The 18,417-nt window shown below is 40.3% G+C and carries 18 protein-coding genes; 14 read left to right on the top strand and 4 right to left on the bottom strand.

Translation table 11 applies throughout. The annotated features are described in order from the left end of the window. Positions 1–60: 60 nt before the first annotated feature. Positions 61–846 (bottom strand): type I methionyl aminopeptidase, encoded by a 786-nt coding sequence (gene map, locus I6F49_RS04030; RefSeq protein ID WP_165739365.1) that lies wholly within the window; start codon positions 844–846, stop codon positions 61–63. Positions 847–1,117: 271 nt separating this feature from the next. Here map and rpsB point away from each other — a divergent pair, with 271 nt between their 5' ends. The 14 genes from rpsB to I6F49_RS03960 all read left to right on the top strand — a co-directional run bounded on the left by rpsB (position 1,118) and on the right by I6F49_RS03960 (position 14,744). Continuing rightward, the gene (gene rpsB, locus I6F49_RS04025; protein ID WP_007580978.1) at positions 1,118–1,846 is read left to right on the top strand and encodes a 30S ribosomal protein S2; all 729 of its coding nucleotides are present in this window, start codon (positions 1,118–1,120) and stop codon (positions 1,844–1,846) included. A gap of 103 nt (positions 1,847–1,949) precedes the next feature. Next, positions 1,950–2,801, top strand: coding sequence for a translation elongation factor Ts (gene tsf / locus I6F49_RS04020; protein ID WP_007580981.1), 852 nt, complete (start codon positions 1,950–1,952; stop codon positions 2,799–2,801). Between the two features lie 157 nt (positions 2,802–2,958). Next, a complete protein-coding gene (pyrH, locus tag I6F49_RS04015; RefSeq protein ID WP_197178582.1) occupies positions 2,959–3,708 on the top strand; it encodes a UMP kinase in 750 nt (249 codons plus the stop codon). 49 nt (positions 3,709–3,757) lie between these two features. Further along, positions 3,758–4,279: a ribosome recycling factor gene (gene frr, locus I6F49_RS04010; RefSeq protein ID WP_231609641.1), complete on the top strand. Its 522-nt coding sequence runs from the start codon at positions 3,758–3,760 to the stop codon at positions 4,277–4,279. A gap of 324 nt (positions 4,280–4,603) precedes the next feature. Beyond that, entirely contained in the window at positions 4,604–5,383 is a 780-nt protein-coding gene (locus I6F49_RS04005; RefSeq protein WP_166421107.1) for an isoprenyl transferase, read from the top strand. 19 nt (positions 5,384–5,402) lie between these two features. Continuing rightward, complete coding sequence (locus I6F49_RS04000) at positions 5,403–6,269, top strand: phosphatidate cytidylyltransferase (RefSeq protein WP_197178580.1); 867 nt, start codon at positions 5,403–5,405, stop codon at positions 6,267–6,269. Then, complete coding sequence (ispC, locus tag I6F49_RS03995) at positions 6,266–7,471, top strand: 1-deoxy-D-xylulose-5-phosphate reductoisomerase (RefSeq protein ID WP_166421105.1); 1,206 nt, start codon at positions 6,266–6,268, stop codon at positions 7,469–7,471. Before I6F49_RS04000 ends, ispC begins: the two co-directional genes overlap by 4 nt. A gap of 1 nt (position 7,472) precedes the next feature. Continuing rightward, the gene (rseP, locus tag I6F49_RS03990; RefSeq protein WP_197178578.1) at positions 7,473–8,825 is read left to right on the top strand and encodes a sigma E protease regulator RseP; all 1,353 of its coding nucleotides are present in this window, start codon (positions 7,473–7,475) and stop codon (positions 8,823–8,825) included. A 96-nt stretch (positions 8,826–8,921) separates the two neighbouring features. Further along, on the top strand, positions 8,922–11,393 hold the full coding sequence (bamA, locus tag I6F49_RS03985; protein WP_197178576.1) for an outer membrane protein assembly factor BamA: 2,472 nt from the start codon (positions 8,922–8,924) through the stop codon (positions 11,391–11,393). Positions 11,394–11,404: 11 nt separating this feature from the next. After that, positions 11,405–11,923: an OmpH family outer membrane protein gene (locus tag I6F49_RS03980; protein ID WP_024606271.1), complete on the top strand. Its 519-nt coding sequence runs from the start codon at positions 11,405–11,407 to the stop codon at positions 11,921–11,923. A gap of 7 nt (positions 11,924–11,930) precedes the next feature. Beyond that, positions 11,931–12,959, top strand: a complete 1,029-nt coding sequence (gene lpxD, locus I6F49_RS03975) for a UDP-3-O-(3-hydroxymyristoyl)glucosamine N-acyltransferase (protein WP_197178574.1) — start codon at positions 11,931–11,933, stop codon at positions 12,957–12,959. Positions 12,960–12,979: 20 nt separating this feature from the next. Beyond that, entirely contained in the window at positions 12,980–13,432 is a 453-nt protein-coding gene (fabZ, locus tag I6F49_RS03970) for a 3-hydroxyacyl-ACP dehydratase FabZ (RefSeq protein ID WP_166421101.1), read from the top strand. Between the two features lie 2 nt (positions 13,433–13,434). After that, positions 13,435–14,205 carry an acyl-ACP--UDP-N-acetylglucosamine O-acyltransferase gene (lpxA, locus tag I6F49_RS03965; RefSeq protein ID WP_197160167.1) on the top strand — a complete coding sequence of 257 codons (771 nt, stop codon included), beginning with the start codon at positions 13,435–13,437 and terminating at the stop codon, positions 14,203–14,205. 146 nt (positions 14,206–14,351) lie between these two features. Next, a complete protein-coding gene (locus tag I6F49_RS03960; protein ID WP_197178572.1) occupies positions 14,352–14,744 on the top strand; it encodes a septal ring lytic transglycosylase RlpA family protein in 393 nt (130 codons plus the stop codon). Here the strand turns inward: I6F49_RS03960 and cydC are convergent. The 3 genes from cydC to cydX are packed head-to-tail and all read right to left on the bottom strand — an operon-like array spanning position 14,727 to position 18,412. Further along, positions 14,727–16,472: a thiol reductant ABC exporter subunit CydC gene (gene cydC, locus I6F49_RS03955; RefSeq protein WP_197178569.1), complete on the bottom strand. Its 1,746-nt coding sequence runs from the start codon at positions 16,470–16,472 to the stop codon at positions 14,727–14,729. The two genes, I6F49_RS03960 and cydC, sit on opposite strands and share 18 nt — an antisense overlap. Continuing rightward, positions 16,465–18,258 carry a thiol reductant ABC exporter subunit CydD gene (gene cydD / locus I6F49_RS03950; RefSeq protein ID WP_197178567.1) on the bottom strand — a complete coding sequence of 598 codons (1,794 nt, stop codon included), beginning with the start codon at positions 18,256–18,258 and terminating at the stop codon, positions 16,465–16,467. The genes cydC and cydD overlap by 8 nt, the downstream gene beginning before the upstream one ends. Then, positions 18,248–18,412, bottom strand: coding sequence for a cytochrome bd-I oxidase subunit CydX (gene cydX / locus I6F49_RS03945; RefSeq protein ID WP_197178565.1), 165 nt, complete (start codon positions 18,410–18,412; stop codon positions 18,248–18,250). The genes cydD and cydX overlap by 11 nt, the downstream gene beginning before the upstream one ends. Positions 18,413–18,417 lie beyond the last annotated feature (5 nt).

The following is an 18,417-nucleotide window of genomic DNA, read 5'->3' as shown; positions in this document are numbered from 1 at the left end:
GCTGGCTCCTTGTAGAACCTTTATTTTGATAAGTACTTTTATCAAATGGTTCGGTTTTTATTAGTGTTCGATAATCCTGTCGATTGTATCATCTGATCGTAGCGTTAAAATTTCAACACCATTTTCAGTCACTAATAAAGTATGTTCCCACTGCGCAGACAAACTACGGTCGCGTGTAACTACTGTCCAATCATCTTTAAGAAGCTTACATTGGCGTTTACCCGCATTAACCATAGGTTCAATAGTTAAACACATACCTGCTTTTAAGGCTTCGCCAGTACCGGCTTTACCGTAATGCATTATTTGTGGTTCTTCATGAAATCCTGCGCCAATACCATGGCCGCAATACTCACGTACAATTGAGTAATTAAAGCTCTCTGCATATTTTTGAATTGCTTCACCAATATCACCTAAGCGCACACCTGGTTTTACCATTTTGATAGCAAGGTATAAGCTTTCTTGCGTTACTTCTGCAAGACGTTTACCTTGAATATTTGGTGTACCAACGTGGAACATTTTAGATGTGTCACCGTGGTAACCATCTTTAATGACCGTTACGTCAATATTTACGCTGTCGCCTTCTTTTAATGCTTTGTCATTTGGAATTCCGTGACAAATAACATGATTAACTGACGTACAAACTGATTTTGGAAAGCCATGATAATTTAATGGAGCAGGGATTGCTTGTTGCACATTAACAATATAATCATGACAAATTGTATTTAGCTCATCGGTGGTAACACCTGGCACTACATGAGGGCCGATCATTTCAAGTACATCGGCCGCTAAGCGCCCAGCTACGCGCATTTTCTCTATTTCTTCAGGGGTCTTGATAATAGCGCTCATTGAGGCTCCAAAGTTGAGTTTTTAACATTTTTCGCAGAACAAATTTTGCACGCGACGTTGAGTATTTAATTTTAATATGGTATAAAGCGCGCCGTCTTTTTACAAATAAATTCTTAAATGATTTTTTGTATTTAAGGCAAACACAATTTTATTTTAACACACACACGTATCGTCACATACACTTGGGTGCATTTGAAGTTTAATTACTTCGGTGTTGGTGCTATGGGATATGTGGAGGCCTAACCCTAAACAACTATAGAGGATCTATAAAATGGCAAACGTTTCAATGCGCGATATGCTTCAAGCTGGTGTTCACTTTGGTCACCAAGCACGTTACTGGAACCCTAAGATGAAGCCTTTCATCTTCGGCACACGTAACCGTGTACATATCATCAACCTTGAGCAAACTGTACCAATGTTCAACGACGCACTTAAGTTTTTATCAAGTGCTGCAGCAAACAAAGGTAAAGTTCTTTTCGTTGGTACTAAGCGCGCAGCAAGCGACGCAGTTAAATCAGCTGCTTTAGAAAGCGACCAGTTCTTCGTAAATCACCGTTGGTTAGGTGGTATGTTGACTAACTGGAAAACTGTACGTCAATCAATCAAGCGTCTTAAAGACCTTGAAGCACAAAGCCAAGACGGAACTTTCGAGAAATTAACTAAGAAAGAAACGTTAACGCTTAACCGCGAAATGGAAAAGCTTGAAAAGAGCCTTGGTGGTATCAAAAACATGGGCGGTCTTCCAGACGCGCTTTTCGTTATCGATGCTGACCACGAGCACATTGCTATCCGTGAAGCAAACAACCTAGGTATTCCAGTTGTTGCAATCGTAGATACTAACTCTAACCCAGACGGTGTTGATTACATCGTACCTGGTAACGATGATGCTATCCGTGCTGTAAGCCTTTACACTAGCGCTGTTGCAGCTGCTATTACTGAAGGTCGCGAGAATAACATCGTTGCTCAAGCTGAGAAAGACGATTTCGTTGAAGCTGAGTAATTAGCTGTCATCAAGTCTTCATCTTTTTAAGGTGAAGACTTGCTATTCTTGTCGAGCGGGTAACCCGCTTATCTAACCTGATTTCAGATTTGAGGATTTACTAATGGCTGTAACTACTGCCCTAGTTAAAGAATTACGCGAGCGCACAGGCGCTGGCATGATGGATTGTAAAAAAGCGTTAACTGAGACTGATGGCGACATCGAGTTAGCGATTGAAAACATGCGTAAAAGTGGCGCTGCTAAAGCTGCTAAAAAAGCAGGTAACATTGCTGCTGAAGGTACTATCATCATCAAGCAAAACGCGGGTGTTGCAGTACTAGTAGAAGTTAACTGTCAAACAGATTTCGTTGCAAAAGACGTAAGCTTCTTAGCATTTGCTAACAAAGTTGCTGACGCTGCAATTGCTGACACTATCTCTATCGAAGACTTACAAGCTAAGTTTGAAGAAGACCGTGTTGAGCTAGTGACTAAAATTGGCGAAAACATCAATGTACGTCGTTTACAGTACGTAACTGGTGAAAACCTAGTTGAGTACCGTCATGGCGATCGTATCGGTGTTGTTGTTGCGGGTGTTGCTGATGAAGAAACACTTAAGCACGTTGCAATGCACGTTGCTGCATCTAGCCCTGAATACTTAACACCTTCAGATGTACCAGCCGATGTTGTTGCTAAAGAAAAGCAAGTACAAATCGAAATCGCGATGAATGAAGGCAAGCCTGCTGAAATCGCTGAGAAGATGGTTGTTGGCCGCATGAAAAAATTCACTGGTGAGGTTTCTCTTACTGGTCAAGCTTTCATCATGGAGCCTAAGAAAACTGTTGGCGATATTCTTAAAGAGAAAAACGCAACAGTTACTAGCTTCGTACGTGTAGAAGTTGGTGAAGGTATCGAGAAGAAAGAAGAAGATTTTGCTGCTGAAGTTGCTGCTCAAATTGCTGCTGCTAAAGCTAAGTAAGATTACTATTTGTGAAGCAAAAGGAAATTAGATGCAATTAAAGTACTATTTGGTTTTGCTTCGCAGCTAGAAATTCTTTAAAATAACCGCGCTTTTATGTTTAACATAAGCGCGGTTATTTTTTATCCATAATTCAATAAAAGTTGGCCCCAATACTATGATTATCAATCGCAAACCTATTTTTAGACGTGTTCTTCTCAAATTAAGTGGTGAAGCTTTAATGGGAGACGCAGGCTTTGGCATCGACCCTAAAGTTTTAGATCGTATGGCTCAAGAAATTAAAGAGCTAGTAGAACTCGACGTAGAAGTGGGTTTAGTTATTGGTGGAGGTAACTTTTTACGCGGTGGATCACTTGCAGAAGCAGGTATGAACCGCGTAGTAGGCGATCACATGGGTATGCTTGCTACGGTTATGAATGGCCTTGCAATGCGTGATGCGCTACACCGTGCATTTGTAAACTGTCGTTTAATGTCGGCTATTCCGCTTAATGGTGTATGTGACGCTTATAACTGGGCTGAAGCAATTAGCTTATTAAAAACTGGTCGCGTTGTTATTTTTGCAGCAGGTACAGGTAACCCGTTTTTTACTACCGATTCTGCAGCGTGTTTACGCGGTATCGAAATTGAAGCGGATACTGTAATTAAAGCGACTAAAGTTGATGGCGTATACAGTGATGACCCTGTTAAAAATCCAGATGCGACGCTTTATACCCATTTAAGCTACAATGAAGTTATTGACAAAGAATTAAAAGTTATGGATTTAGCGGCGTTTACTCTAGCCCGCGATCATAAAATGCCATTGAGCGTATTTAACATGAATAAATCAGGCGCGCTAAAACGCGTAATTATGGGTGAAGCGGAAGGAACACTTATTTCTTCACAAGCCTCAGATGAAGTAATCAAATAATTAGGATTAAACCGTGATTAACGATATTCAAAAAGACGCGCAAGCGCGCATGCAAAAAAGTGTAACTGCACTAGGTAGTCAACTATCTAAAATTCGTACTGGCCGTGCACACCCTGCAATTTTAGATGGCATTATGGTGTCGTACTACGGTGCACCAACGCCTTTAAACCAAGTTGCTAACGTAACAATTGAAGATTCTCGTACACTGGCTATTGGTGTGTTTGATAAGTCTTTAGCGCAAGCTGTTGAAAAAGCAATTATGGCGTCTGACTTAGGTTTAAACCCTATGTCAGCAGGTACTGTTATTCGTGTACCACTTCCTCCTCTTACTGAAGAGCGTCGTAAAGATTTAATTAAAATTGTACGCGCTGAAGTAGAAGGCGGTCGTGTTGCTATTCGTAACATTCGTCGTGATGCTAATGGCGATGTAAAAAGTTTATTAAAAGAGAAAGACATTTCTGAAGATGAAGCGCGTCAATCAGATGATGCAATTCAAAAGCTTACTGATAAGTTTATTAAAGAAATGGATACTCTATTAGCGGCTAAAGAAACAGAATTGATGGAAATCTAAGTAAGGTCCTGTCTATCTTTCGAGGTTGAATTTGCAGCAGTGTGTTTGGTTTTTAGGTAAGGCAGAGCCTATGTTGTGTGGTTATTCCCCATAATTAGGCGATAACGATGCATAAAATCCAAACACGCGCTGCCCAAAGGGTTCTGCCTAGGGGCGATTAACTCTTTGTTACTCGATTTTTACTTAGTCCACTAGGTTACAAATCTCGCGCCGCGATTAAATCGCCCCTAGATTGAACAAATTACAATCCTGAAAGGTCGACAGGACCTATTAAAATTATTAGTTTTGAAACGCCGTCTAGGGTATACTAGGCGGCGTTTTTTTATGGAATACTCGATATTTATGGTTCTAGATGCTGATACAATTTCACAGCAATGTTTACCCAAACATGTAGCTATCATCATGGATGGGAACGGACGTTGGGCGCAAGCTAGAAATAGACCTCGTGTGTATGGGCATAAAAAAGGCGTGGACGCAGTTCGTCAATCTGTTCAGTTTTGTACTAAATTAGGGATACAATCGTTAACCTTATTTGCTTTTAGTAGTGAAAACTGGCGCCGCCCAGAAGACGAAGTAAACACTTTAATGGAGCTTTTCTTATTTGTTTTAACAAAGGAAGTTAAAAAGCTTCATAAAAACAATGTAAAACTGACCATTATTGGAGACTTATCACGATTTTCTGAAGGATTACGTAGCAAGGTAGACGCTGCGCATAAGCTGACTGAAAATAACACCGGGCTGTGTTTAAATGTAGCAGCTAATTACGGTGGTCGTTGGGATATGGCGAATGCGGCTAAACAACTTGCTTTGCAAGTTGCGCAGGGCACACTTAACGCAGAAGATATTACAGAAGAGCGCTTAGCACAGCATATGAGCATGGCAGATCAGGCCGAGCCTGATTTACTTATTCGCACTGGTGGCGATGTTCGTATTAGTAATTTTTTACTATGGCAAGTTGCTTATGCAGAACTTTACTTTACCGAGACACTTTGGCCTGATTTTAATGAAGCAGCATTTGCTGAGGCCATTGCGTGTTACGTTGCCAGAGAGCGACGTTTTGGTTGTACGGGCGAACAAATAAAACAATTACTCGCTCAAACCTAAATAGAATAAGGGTCACATTTTGTTAAAACAACGAATTTTAACCTCACTTGTGCTTGCTCCATCGGCATTGGCTTTGGTTTTTTATACACCGCTTACGTTATTTAGTTACTTTGCTGGTGCAATAGTATTATTAGGCGCATGGGAATGGTCTGCATTTATGGGCCTTTGCGACAAGCTTAAACGTGCTGCCTTTGTTGTGTTTATTGGCGCTTTACTTGCCTTGCTTAATTTACATTGGCCTATTGAATCATTATGGGAAAATGGCAAGCTAGTCGGCGATGCAAATTACGTATTTACGCTTTCATTTGCTTGGTGGATTGTTGCTAGCTATTTAATTTGGCGCTACCCAGAAATGGCTAAAGCGTGGAATGAAGGTTTAGTTATGCGCGGCATTGCAGGATTACTCACGCTTGTGCCGTTATGGCTTGCCCTAAATACGCTACGTAGCGCGCAATATGCTGAATCAACACATTTTGGCTCAGTACTTATTTTAGTTGTGCTTGGCATTGTGTGGAGTGCAGATGTGGGAGCTTATTTTTCAGGTAAGAGTTTTGGTAAACATAAACTTATGCCAAAAGTGAGTCCTAATAAAACCATTGAAGGTTTAGCCGGCGGTGTAGTCGCTTCTATTATTTTTGTATTAGCATTTTGTCACTTTACCGATGTTGATTTAGTTGTATGGCCTGTGTACGCGATAATGACAGCATTTATTGCGTTGTTTTCTGCGGTGGGTGATTTACTAGAAAGTATGTTTAAACGTGAAGCTGGTTTAAAAGATAGCGGTCGATGTTTACCAGGACACGGCGGTATTTTAGATAGAATTGACAGCTTAACGGCTGCTGCTCCAATGTTTGTTATGTGCTATGCGTGGACTCTTAGTTTATGAGCCAAAAGCAATTGCTGGTTATTTTAGGCGCAACAGGCTCAATTGGTTTAAGCACATTGGATGTTGTATCGCGCAATAAAGAGTTATTTGATGTTTTTGTTTTAGCAGCAGGTCAAAACGCAAAAAAAATGGCGGAGTTGTGTATTGAACATGAACCGCTTTATGCGATTATGGCTAACCAGCAGGCCGCAGAGCAGTTATCTGCTCATTTAGCTAATACGCAGTGCCAAACTCTTGTTATGCACGGCGAGCAAGCAATGAGCGATTTATGTGCTCATCCCGATGTTGATATTGTTATGTCTGCAATTGTAGGCGCTGCAGGTTTATTGCCAACACTCAGCGCAGTAGAAGCCGGCAAAAAAGTATTGCTAGCCAATAAAGAATCTTTAGTGATGTCGGGTCAGTTGTTTATCGATAAAGTTAAACAACATAAAGCCACTTTGCTGCCAATTGATAGCGAACATAATGCTATTTTTCAATGCCTACCTTCTTCGTTACAAAATGCCAAAGGCGATCAAAAACTGCAGCAACATGGCGTAAGTAAAATTTTGCTTACCGGCTCTGGTGGCCCGTTTTTAACGCGTGATATAAATACGTTAAAAGATGTAACCGTTAGCGAAGCCGTAGCGCATCCTAACTGGTCTATGGGGCAAAAAATATCAGTAGATTCTGCAACTATGATGAACAAAGGCTTAGAGTTTATTGAAGCTAAGTGGTTATTTAATTGTGATGCAAGCGATATTGATGTGGTTATTCATCCTCAAAGTATTATTCACTCAATGGTGCAGTACCACGATGGCTCTATTTTAGCGCAAATGGGTAACCCCGACATGCGAACGCCAATCGCGCATGCGCTTGCGTATCCTGAGCGAATTAATGCCGGTGTTAAACCGTTAAACTTCTCTGATATTTGTGACTTTTCGTTTACTAAACCTGATTTTTCTCGTTATCCAAACCTACAATTAGCGATTGATGCGTGTAGTGCCGGGCAAGGTGCTACCACAACAGTAAACGCAGCAAATGAAATAGCCGTAGAAGCATTTTTAAAAGGTAGGATTGGCTTTACCGATATATACAAAATAAATGCACAAACGCTTGAAGCCGCGGCTTACACCAATGTTCAAAGTTTAGATGAAATTTTAGAGTGCGATAAATTAGCGCGTATTAGCGCTTCAGAGTTTATAACAAAAGTGGCGCATTAATATGTTTGATTTTTTTTGGAATCTTGGCTCATTTATTTTAGCGCTTGGTATTTTAGTGGCCATACATGAATACGGCCATTTTTGGGTTGCACGTAAAATGGGCGTTAAAGTGCTGCGTTTTTCAATTGGTTTTGGTAAACCACTTTTAAAATGGCACGACAAATATAATACCGAATACGTGATTGCCGCTATTCCATTAGGCGGCTATGTAAAAATGCTTGATGAGCGCGTTGATGACGTGCCGGCAAACCAACGTCATTTATCGTTTAACGCAAAATCTGTTCAAGCACGTATTGCTATTGTTGCAGCCGGTCCAATGGCCAACTTTTTGTTTGCCATTTTTGCACTTGCTGTGATGTATATGGTGGGTGTGCAGTCGGTAAAACCCGTTGTAGGAAGCATTACCGAAGGTAGCCGCGCAGAGCAGGCAGGCATTATGCCTTCTCAACACATTATAAAAATTGGCGATGACGATATAACGACATGGCAAGATGCCACGTTTGCGCTTATGTCTAACTTAGGCGAGCAAAGCGTTGAAGTTATTGTGCGTGATGAAAACCTTCAACCACGCACTAAAACACTTAATTTAGAGGGGTGGAAACTTGATCAGCGAGACGTACCACCACTGAGTTCGTTAGGTATTGTACCATTTAGGCCTCAAGCCACTTTAACAATTGCCGCCGTAACTAAAGATTCCGCCGCAGAACACGCTAATTTACAAGTTAATGATACAATTTTGGCTGTAAACGGTGAAACAATAAGCAATTGGCAGCAATTAGTTAATCTTATTACGCAATCAGCTAACAAATCTTTACAATTTAGTGTAAAAAGACAAGATACTATACAAACCATTATAGTAACTCCGAAAGGGCGCATTGATAATAACGGTATTGAGCAAGGCTTTTTAGGTGTGGCTCCCGTTGTACAGCAATGGCCTGATGGTTATGTAGAGACTAGGCATTTTGGCCCGCTCGATAGTATTGTGCGAGGCACAAAAGAAACATGGCGCTTAATTACACTCAGCTTTGACATGATTGGTAATTTAATTACAGGCCAGGTTTCGGTTAAAAATTTAAGTGGCCCTGTGGGCATTGCAGTAGGCGCTGGAACTAGCGTAAGCTATGGATTAGTGGCCTTTTTAAGCTTTTTAGCCTTAATAAGCGTTAACTTGGGTGTATTTAATTTATTACCCTTACCAGTGCTTGATGGCGGACACTTAATGTATTACATAATTGAACTTTTTCGCAAAAAGCCAGTCTCTGAAAAGACACAAGAGTTTGGTTTTAAAGTGGGTGCCTTGTTACTCATTTTTCTAACATGTTTCGCTTTGTTCAATGATGTATCGCGTTTGTAGTTACAGCGTGGCAAATTACTAATTAGAACACGATTGTAAAGCACCACTAGTAGGGTGTTATGCGGTAATACAGTTGTAAAGGATAAAGATAATAAAATGGCTATAAAAAAACATTTGGCAATAACAAGTTTATTGGGTGCAAGTTTTGCAGCCCTAGGCCAAAACTCCTTTATTGTTGAAGACCTGAAAGTTGAAGGTTTGCAGCGCGTAGCACTTGGTGCAGCGCTAACACATATTCCTATTAACGTAGGCGATAATGTTGATGACTATACGATTTCAAAAACAATAAAGTCACTTTATCGTTCTGGGCACTTTGATAACATAAAAGCACTTCGTGATGGCAACAACGTTATTTTTAAAGTAACGGAACGTCCTACCATCAGCTTTATTGAGTTTGAAGGCAATAAAGACATTAAAGACGAGCAGCTTAATGAGTCTCTTGATCAGCAAGATATTCGCCAAGGTGAACCACTTGATAAAACCGTTATCGATAGTATCGAAAAAGGCTTAGTTGAGTTTTTCCACAGTATTGGTAAATACAACGCTAAAGTAGATATCAGTATTACTAAGCTGCCACGTAACCGCGTTAAACTTAAGTTAGAGTTTGATGAAGGTGATGCTGCTTCTATCCGCCAAATTAACTTAGTGGGTAATGAACTTTTTTCTAATGAAGAACTTTTGAAGCTTGCTGAATCGCAGCAAGATTTACCTTGGTGGCAGTTTATGGGTAGCGACCGTTACCAAAAGCAAACCATTGAAGGCGATTTAGAAAAAATTCGTAGTTATTATTTAGACCGTGGTTACCTGCGTTTTAATATCGACTCAACGCAAGTTTCAGTGAGCCCTGAACGTGAATCGGTTTACGTTACAGCTAACTTAACTGAAGGCGTAAAATATAAAGTTAAAGGTTTTGACTTTATTGGTGACTTGCTTGGCCGTGAAGACTTAATTAAAAGTGTTATCCCACTTAGAGCGGGTGAGCTTTATAACGGTTCTGTAGTTACTTCATCTGAAGAGTTTATTAAAAGCTACTTAGCACGTTTTGGTTACGCTAATGCTGAAGTGCGTACAATTCCAGAAATTGACGACGAAAAGCAAGAAGTACAATTAACACTATCGGTTAATCCAGGTAAGCGTGTATACGTTCGTCGTATTATTGTTGGTGGTAACCAAAATACGGCAGATGAAGTACTACGCCGCGAAATGACACAACTTGAAGGCGCATGGTTATCTAATCAAAACCTTGAGCGTTCAAAACTGCAAATTCAACGTCTACCTTACATGGAAACTGTTGATTTTAACGTAGTGCCTGTACCCGGTGTGGATGACCAAGTAGATGTAGACTTTACTGTAAAAGAGCAATCTGCAGGTAGCTTTAATGCTGGTCTTGCTTATGGTTCTTACTTAGGTCTGCAGTTTAATATTGGTGTAACAGAATCTAACTTTTTAGGCACAGGTAACCAAATTGGTTTAAACCTTAATACGTCTACAGGTTCTGAAAGCTTAAGCTTATCGTACACAGACCCATACTTTACGCCAGATGGTGTATCGCAAGGCAGTAGCATCTTTTACAGAAACTACGATGCAAGTAAATTCAGTCTTGTTGAATATAAATCGAAAAGTTATGGTTTAGGCACAAATATTGGTTTTCCAATTGATGCTGTAAATCGTGTTAACTTTGGCGCCCGTTGGATTAAAGAAGAGCTTTCGGATATTGCAGAGTACGAGCAAACGCGTGTACTTCGTGAAACTTTCTTAGATCCAGATAACCCAGATGCAGGCTTTGACTTTACTAAGTATGAGCTGAGTGTTGGCTGGTCGCGTATCACCGTTAACCGTGGTTTATTCCCAACAGCGGGTTCGCGTCAAACTCTAAACTTAACAGCAACAACGCCTAACTCAGATCTTCAGTACTTTAAACTGAACTACGATTCGCGTTTTTACTGGCCTATATCAAATGACCACCGTTGGGTATTCTCAACGCGTGCAGCACTTGGTTATGGTAATGGTTATGGTTCTACAAACGGGTATGAGCAAACACTTCCATTCCAAGAGTACTTCCGTATAACGGAAATGGAACTACGTGGCTTTGACCGTAATACAATATTACCACGTGCTGTGTCGCGTATACCGCAGTCTATTCCGGGTACGCCAGGTGCAGACGGTACTACAACCGGTAGCATTGGTGGTGCATCAGACTTTGATATTCTAATACCGCAAGGTCGTATTGGTGGTAATGCTAAAGCTGTAGCGGGTATGGAGCTAATTGTTCCTACGCCATTCTTAGACGAAGAAAATACCAGTTCTGTACGTACGAGCTTCTTTGTTGATGCAGCAAACGTATGGGATACAGAGTTTAATGTAGACCGTTTCCAAAACTTAGCACCTGATGAGCGTGCTAAATTAGATGACTATTCAGACCCTATGCGCTTTAGGGTGTCAACCGGTCTCTCATTACAGTGGATCTCTCCAATGGGTCCAATGCTGATCAGTTTTGCGTATCCATTGCAAAAAGAAGAAGATGACGATACGAAAACCATCAGCTTTAACATTAGTAACACTTTTTAAAGGAGTTTTTTATGACTAAATTATTTAAATCAACGGCAGTAGCTGTTCTAGCAACGTTATTGATGGGTACTTCTGCGAGTGCACTTGCACATAAAGTAGGTATTGTTGATATGCAAGAGATCTACAAGCAAATACCTCAAATGGCTAAAATTGAACAGTCTTTACAAACTGAGTTTGCTGAGCGCCGTCAAGAGCTTGAAAAGTTACAAGGCGATATTCGTTTTGAAGCTGAAAAATTTAAACGCGAAAGTACCACTATGAGCCAAGCTCAAAAAGATACATTACGTGAAAAAATTCAGGGCATGCAAAAAAATCTTGCTGAACAAGGTCGTCCTTTAGAGCAAGAAATTAAAGCACGTCAAAACCAAGAGCTTGCTAAAGTTCAAGGTGTAATCATCAAAACAATTGAAGAAATTGCTAAAGATGGTGACTTCGACGAAGTTAAAGTAAAAGACACAACAATTTACTTTAACCCTAAAGAAGTGACTGATCTTTCATCTAAAGTTGTAGCCGCTGTTAGTAAGAAATAATCACTCTATGCAAAATTATACGCTTTCGCAAATTGCGGAACTTCTAGGCGCCGAACTTCAGGGTGATGGCGCTTTAGAAATAAAAAAAATAGCGACACTTGCAAATGCCCATTCTGGGCATATTGCATTTTTAGCGAACTCAAAATATCGCACGCAACTTGAGACTACTCAAGCTAGCGCTGTAATAGTTAGCCAAGCCGATGCAGAGTATTTTACTGGCAGTAAAGTTATTGTTGCTAATCCGTATGTAAGTTACGCAAAATTAGCGCAATTTATGGATACGACGCCACGATCAGCATCTACAGGTATTCATCCAAGCGCTACTATTCACCCTACAGCTATTATTAGTGACAGCGCCGCTATAGGTGCTAACGCAGTTATTGAAGCTAATGCAGTGATTGGTGACAACGCGCAAATTGGTCCGAACAGTTTTATCGGCGAATGTGTTAAAATAGGTTCTGGCACTAAGCTTTGGCCTAGTGTGACTATTTATCACGATGTTGAAATTGGTTCAGATTGTTTGTTTCAAGCAAATAGTGTTGTAGGTAGTGATGGGTTTGGTTATGCGAACGAGCACGGGCAGTGGGTAAAAATACCTCAGCTAGGCTCTGTGATCATAGGCAATAAAGTTGAAATAGGTGCAAGTACCACAATTGATCGTGGCGCACTGGACAACACCATTATTCATAGCAATGTTATTATCGATAATCAGTGTCAAATAGCGCACAACGTTGAAGTTAATTCAGGCACCGCAATTGCGGGCTGCACTGTACTTGCAGGAAGCGTTACCATTGGCAAAAACTGTCAAATCGGTGGCATGGTTGCAATTAATGGTCACATGTCTGTATGTGATGGTGTTATAATTACTGGCATGAGTATGGTGACAAAATCAATCACCGAACCAGGTATTTACTCATCTGGTATGCCCCATACAACTAACAAAGAATGGCGTAAATCAATAGCTCACTTGCGTAACCTTTCAGACATGAAATCTCGTCTTAAAGCGCTCGAAGCATTGGCTAAGTCACAACGTTGAACACTAATAAGGATGCTATTTTGGCAAACGAATTAAATAGCCTTGATATTCAAGAAATTTTAGCTTTATTACCGCACCGCTACCCGATGCTATTAATTGATCGTGTTATTGATTTTACACCTGGCAAGTCTTTACATGCTATTAAAAATGTTTCTATAAACGAACCAATTTTTACTGGGCACTTTCCAAATCAGCCAATTTTTCCTGGTGTGCTAATATTAGAATCAATGGCGCAAGCTACAGGTTTATTAGGTTTTAAAACAGTAGAAAATCGTAGCGAAAACGAATTATATTTGTTTGCAGCTGTTGATAATGCACGTTTTAAACAACCTGTAATTCCTGGCGATACAATGCATCTTCATGTTGAGTTTTTAAAAGAACGTCGCAACATTTGGAAGTTTGCTGCAGAAGCTAGAGTCGACGGCAAAATAGTATGTAGTGCCGAAATTATGTGTGCGAGAAGAGAGTTTTAATAGTGATCCATTCTACAGCAATAATCGAACCTGGCGCTAAACTAGGCAACAATGTCTCAGTTGGTCCATATAGTTATATTGGCAATGATGTTGTTATCGGTGATAACTGTATTATTGAATCTCACGTTGTTGTTAAAGGACCGTCTACAATCGGTTCTGGCAACCATATTTTTCAGTTTGCGTCTGTAGGCGAAGCCTGCCAAGACAAAAAATACAACAACGAGCCAACTACCTTGATCATGGGTGATAACAACGTTATCCGCGAATGTGCCACAATTCACCGTGGAACAATTCAAGATCAAGGCGTTACTAAAATTGGTAGTAATAATTTATTTATGGCTTATACACACGTTGCACATGACGCGGTAATTGGCGATAACGTGATTTTTGCTAACAACGCAAGTGTAGCCGGCCATGTACATGTAGGTGACTGGGTTATCTTAGGTGGTAATTCGGGTGTTCATCAGTTTTGTAAAATTGGTGACCATGCATTTATTGGTATGTATTCAGGTGTTAACAAAGATGTACCGCCATTTGTTACTACTATTGGTATGCCAGCAGGCCCAGCGGCTATCAATAAAGAAGGCATGAAACGTCGTGGTTTCGAAAGTGATGAAATTATGGCTGTACGCCGTGCATACAAAGCATTTTACCGTAAGAGCTTAGGTGCTGAAGAAGCTATTGAATCGCTTAGTGAAGATGCTGCAAAGTATCCTGCTGTGAAATTGATGGTCGATTTTGTGAAAAACTCAGAGCGCGGTATTGTAAGGTAATTACAGGCTTTGCTTTAAGCATTAAAAAACCACCCTAGATGATAAATCGAAGGTGGTTTTTTATTGTCCTGCTTTTAAGCTAATTCAGTTAATACTCAGGCTACCCAAGTTAGTATGCGCCTAATTTTTATAATAAAAGCCATCCTATGCGTTTATCTAAGTTAATTTTTACTCTTTTTATTACTTCAGTTTTAGCCGCTTGTAGTAGCCAGCCTATTGTTAAATCATCTACTGGAGAAGTTACTCAAGTTGGTAAAGCATCTTTTTATGCTGATAAATACCACGGGAGAACAACCGCTAATGGAGAGCGCTTTAGCCAACAAGCTGCAACAGCAGCCCATTTAGAATTTGATTTTGGTACTAAAGTGATTGTTACCAACCTCGCTAATAACAAATCAGTCACGGTAAGAATTAACGATAGAGGCCCGTATGTGCGAGGTCGTATTATTGATTTATCAAAGAGTATGTTTAAAAAGATAGCCGACCCTAAAGTCGGCGTTATTGACGTGTCTGTAAAGGTATTAAAACCGGGTAGTTAGTGCCACATAATCTGGATAAGCGCTACTGAGCTCTTTATGAGAGCCTTGTGCAACTACTTTACCGTCTTCTAACCATACCACATTATCCATTTGAGCAAGTAGGGCGGGATCGTGCGTAATTGTTAGTACACTCGCGTTGTTCATAACATGCATAATTGCTTGCATTACACCTTGCTTAGATTGATTATCAAGGCCTTCTGTTGGTTCATCAAGGACTAAAATAGCCGGGTTTTTAAGTAACGCTTGCGCAATGGCTATACGCCTAGATTGGCCTTGCGATACGTTACGTCCACCAGTACCTAATCGTGTTTTTAAACCTTCTTTTAGCTCATTAAACCATGGGCTTAATTGCGCTAATGAGAGCGCTTCAATCATTTGCTCTTTAGTAGCATTTGGCGCTGCATAACGTAAATTTTCACTTAACGTGCCATCAAAAATATGGTGCTGCTGAGCGAGTATATTTATAACGTTTGCGCGTATATCGCTATTTAATGAATGTAAGTTAACAACACTATTTTGATTATTTAGAGTAATGCTACCTTTTTGCAAGGGCCATAAACCAGTCAGTAAATTTACAAGCGTGGTTTTGCCGCTGCCGCTTCTACCAACAATCGCTACTTTTTGCTGAGGCATTAGCTCAAAGCTAACATCAGTTAGTGCTGTTTGTTCTCCATATTGGTAGCTAATATTGTTAAGTGCCAATGTGTTATTTTGCACGCTAAAGCTTTCATCTGCCTCTATAATTGTATTTTTATCTTGTGAGTTAGCTGCTTTATCTTCAAGTGTAAATAACCGCTCTGCTGCTTTTAATACGTTAGGTAGCTCAATAAACGCATTAGGCAGTAGCAATACACTCTCAAAGCTTGCCAGTACAAACAGGCTTAGCATGGCAAGTTCTACATTTACCATAGTATTGGCGTAAACCAACGGGACTATGGTTACTATGCTAGCAAGCATGGCTAATTGAACAACCAACAAGCTTAACCCATCTGAGTTTGCCAGGGCTTTGTGGCGAATAAATAATTGCTGATTGTATTGCTCGCTTAATACATCGCACTTATTAAGCTGCTGCGAACGAGCTTGATAAATACTCAACTCTCTTAGCCCTGTAAGTGTATCTGAAAGTTCAGAGCGAAGTTGCGCACTAAGCTGTGTTTCTTTATGGCTGTTTTTAGTGAGCTTAGCACTTAGTAAAGCAGGTATTACAACACCAATAAGTACAATGCCTGTAAAGCAAATAAGGGCGACGTTGCCATTATAGGCCGACATAAACAACATGATGATTGGTACACTTAAAAGAGCGACCAGCATAGGCAGTAAAACGTTTAAATAAAACTTGTCGAGTGCGTCTACATCGTTTTGTAATCGGTTAACTAAATCAGCGCTGCGGCTCATTGCTAAATCAACATTGTTAAGCTTACTTAACGTTGCAAATACATTCGTGCGTATTTCACTTAGTAATAAAAACGTGGCGTTATGAGTAACCAAACGCTCGCCATAGCGCGACGCGGTTCGTACAATTGCTAAAAATCGAATCGTTCCTGCTGGAGTAAAGTAGTTCATTTGCACGCCGGCAATACCTGCAGCGGCCATTGATGCTAAAAACCAGCCAGATATAGCTAATAAACCCACATTGGCTAATACCGTAATCGTCGCTAAAAATGTGCCTAGTAGCATTGCTTTGTAATGAGGAGCACAAAGCTTTAATAAGCGAATAAAGTTAGTCATGCATTACTCCTTGCTCAGCTGTTTTGAGTAAATTTGAAAATGCACCATTTTGCGCTGCAAGTTCTTCAAAGTGTCCTTGCTCAGCTATTTTTCCATCGTGCATAACAATGATATTACTGGCGTGTTTAACGGTATTGAGTCTATGAGCAATGACTAACACTAAGTTATTTTTAGCGTATTCATTAATGGCATTTTGAATCAGTTGCTCTGTTTGGCTATCAAGGTGCGCTGTAGGCTCATCAAGCACTAAGACTGGCGCTTGTTTTATAAATGCACGTGCCAGTGCGATGCGTTGCTTTTGGCCACCAGAAAGCCCTTCACCTTGCTCACCTATTAATGTTTTAAAACCATCGGGTAGGGTATTTATAAATTCAAGCACACCCGCTTGCTTTGCTGCATGTTCAAGCTCTTGTTGAGTGGCATTTGGTTTGGCCAATTTAATGTTGGCAGCAATGGTGTCGTAAAACAGCGTCGCTTTTTGCGGTATCCATGCAATGTTATTTTGCAGGTAAGTAATATCGGTTGTGCTTAAATTCTGCCCATTAATAGATAGGTGGTTAATCACCTCAGGGTGAAACCCTAATAGGCAATCAAACAGGGTACTTTTACCTGAGCCACTACTGCCTACTACCGCAATTAAGCCTTTATTAGGCAATGTTAAATTTATATTTTTAATCCCTTCGTTACTATCAGGGTATATAAAATTAAGGTCGGTAATACTTATTGAGTTAATTGTGTTTAAAGTTAAATTATTTTCAGGCGTGCTTGTAGTCACTAACGCATTTTCGTCACTTGGCAGTGGTGCATTTAAAATAGCAACCATATCGGCGGCGGCACTAATACCCTGTAAGCGTGCATGGTAATGGCTACCCAATTGGCGCAGTGGTAAATAAAATTCAGGCGCTAAAAGCAGCACAACAAAGCCTGTTGCAAAATCAAGAGTACCAAAAAACAGTCTAAAACCAATAATTACTGCGACTAATGCCACGCTAATAGTGGCTAAAAACTCAAGTGCAAATGATGATAAAAACGCGATTTTTAAAACATCGAGTGTAGCGTGTCTAAAATCATCTGAAATTTTAGCTATTTGTTTAAGCTCGGTACGTGTTGCATTAAATAGCTTGAGTTGAGTTAGACCTTGTACGCGGTCAAAAAAGTAATTGCCCAGTACAGCAAGTTGCTTCCAGCGTTTTTGGTTTAATGCCTCAGCTTTAGATCCTACTAAAATCATGAAAAAAGGAATGAGCGGGGCGGTTAATAAAAATATCAGCCCAGCTTTGTAATCTGTCGGAAAAATAACAACCAAGATTGCCAGCGGAATAAGCGCGCTGTAAGCAGCACCTGGTAGGTATTTAGCATAATAGTCGTGAAGAGCTTCTACACCATTATGTAAGGTATTGAGTGTAGCGCCTTGGCCGTGTTGTTCTATATAGCTTGGCCCAAGTAAGCTGAGCTTATTTAGAAGTGTTTGGCGCATGGCCGATTTTATTTTAAGTGCAGCAAATGCACTTAGGCGTTCACTTAGTGCTAAAAATATTGCACGTAGTAAAATAATACCAGCTAGCGGCCACAGTAAATATGTAACGCTGCTTAAACTACTGCCTTCAAACATTACATTGTGAATAGCTTGAGCCAATAAATAGGCGCCTGCAATCATTAGTAATGCGTTAAAAGTCCCCAGTGCAATGCTTAACTTTAACCACACTGCAGCGGGTTTACTTTGTAACTTTAAAAAAGCGCGCAGTGACTGCTGCTGCGCGCGATCTGGTCGAGGGTTAGTCGTCATCTTTAGCCGAGTTAGCCTCGTTTAATAAATCATGCATAGGTTGTTCATCATCAGCAATGCTGTTTTTATTTTGATGAAACTCGTACCACATTACATTTATTACACCTAAGGTACAGGCCAAAAGTACACCTAAAATCCAAGCGAAATACCACATAGTTT

The sequence above is a fragment of the Pseudoalteromonas sp. SWN166 genome (genome assembly GCF_015864485.1).
In the GTDB taxonomy this organism is placed as follows: Bacteria; Pseudomonadota; Gammaproteobacteria; order Enterobacterales; family Alteromonadaceae; genus Pseudoalteromonas.
This window is presented reverse-complemented; position numbering and strand designations above follow the sequence as displayed.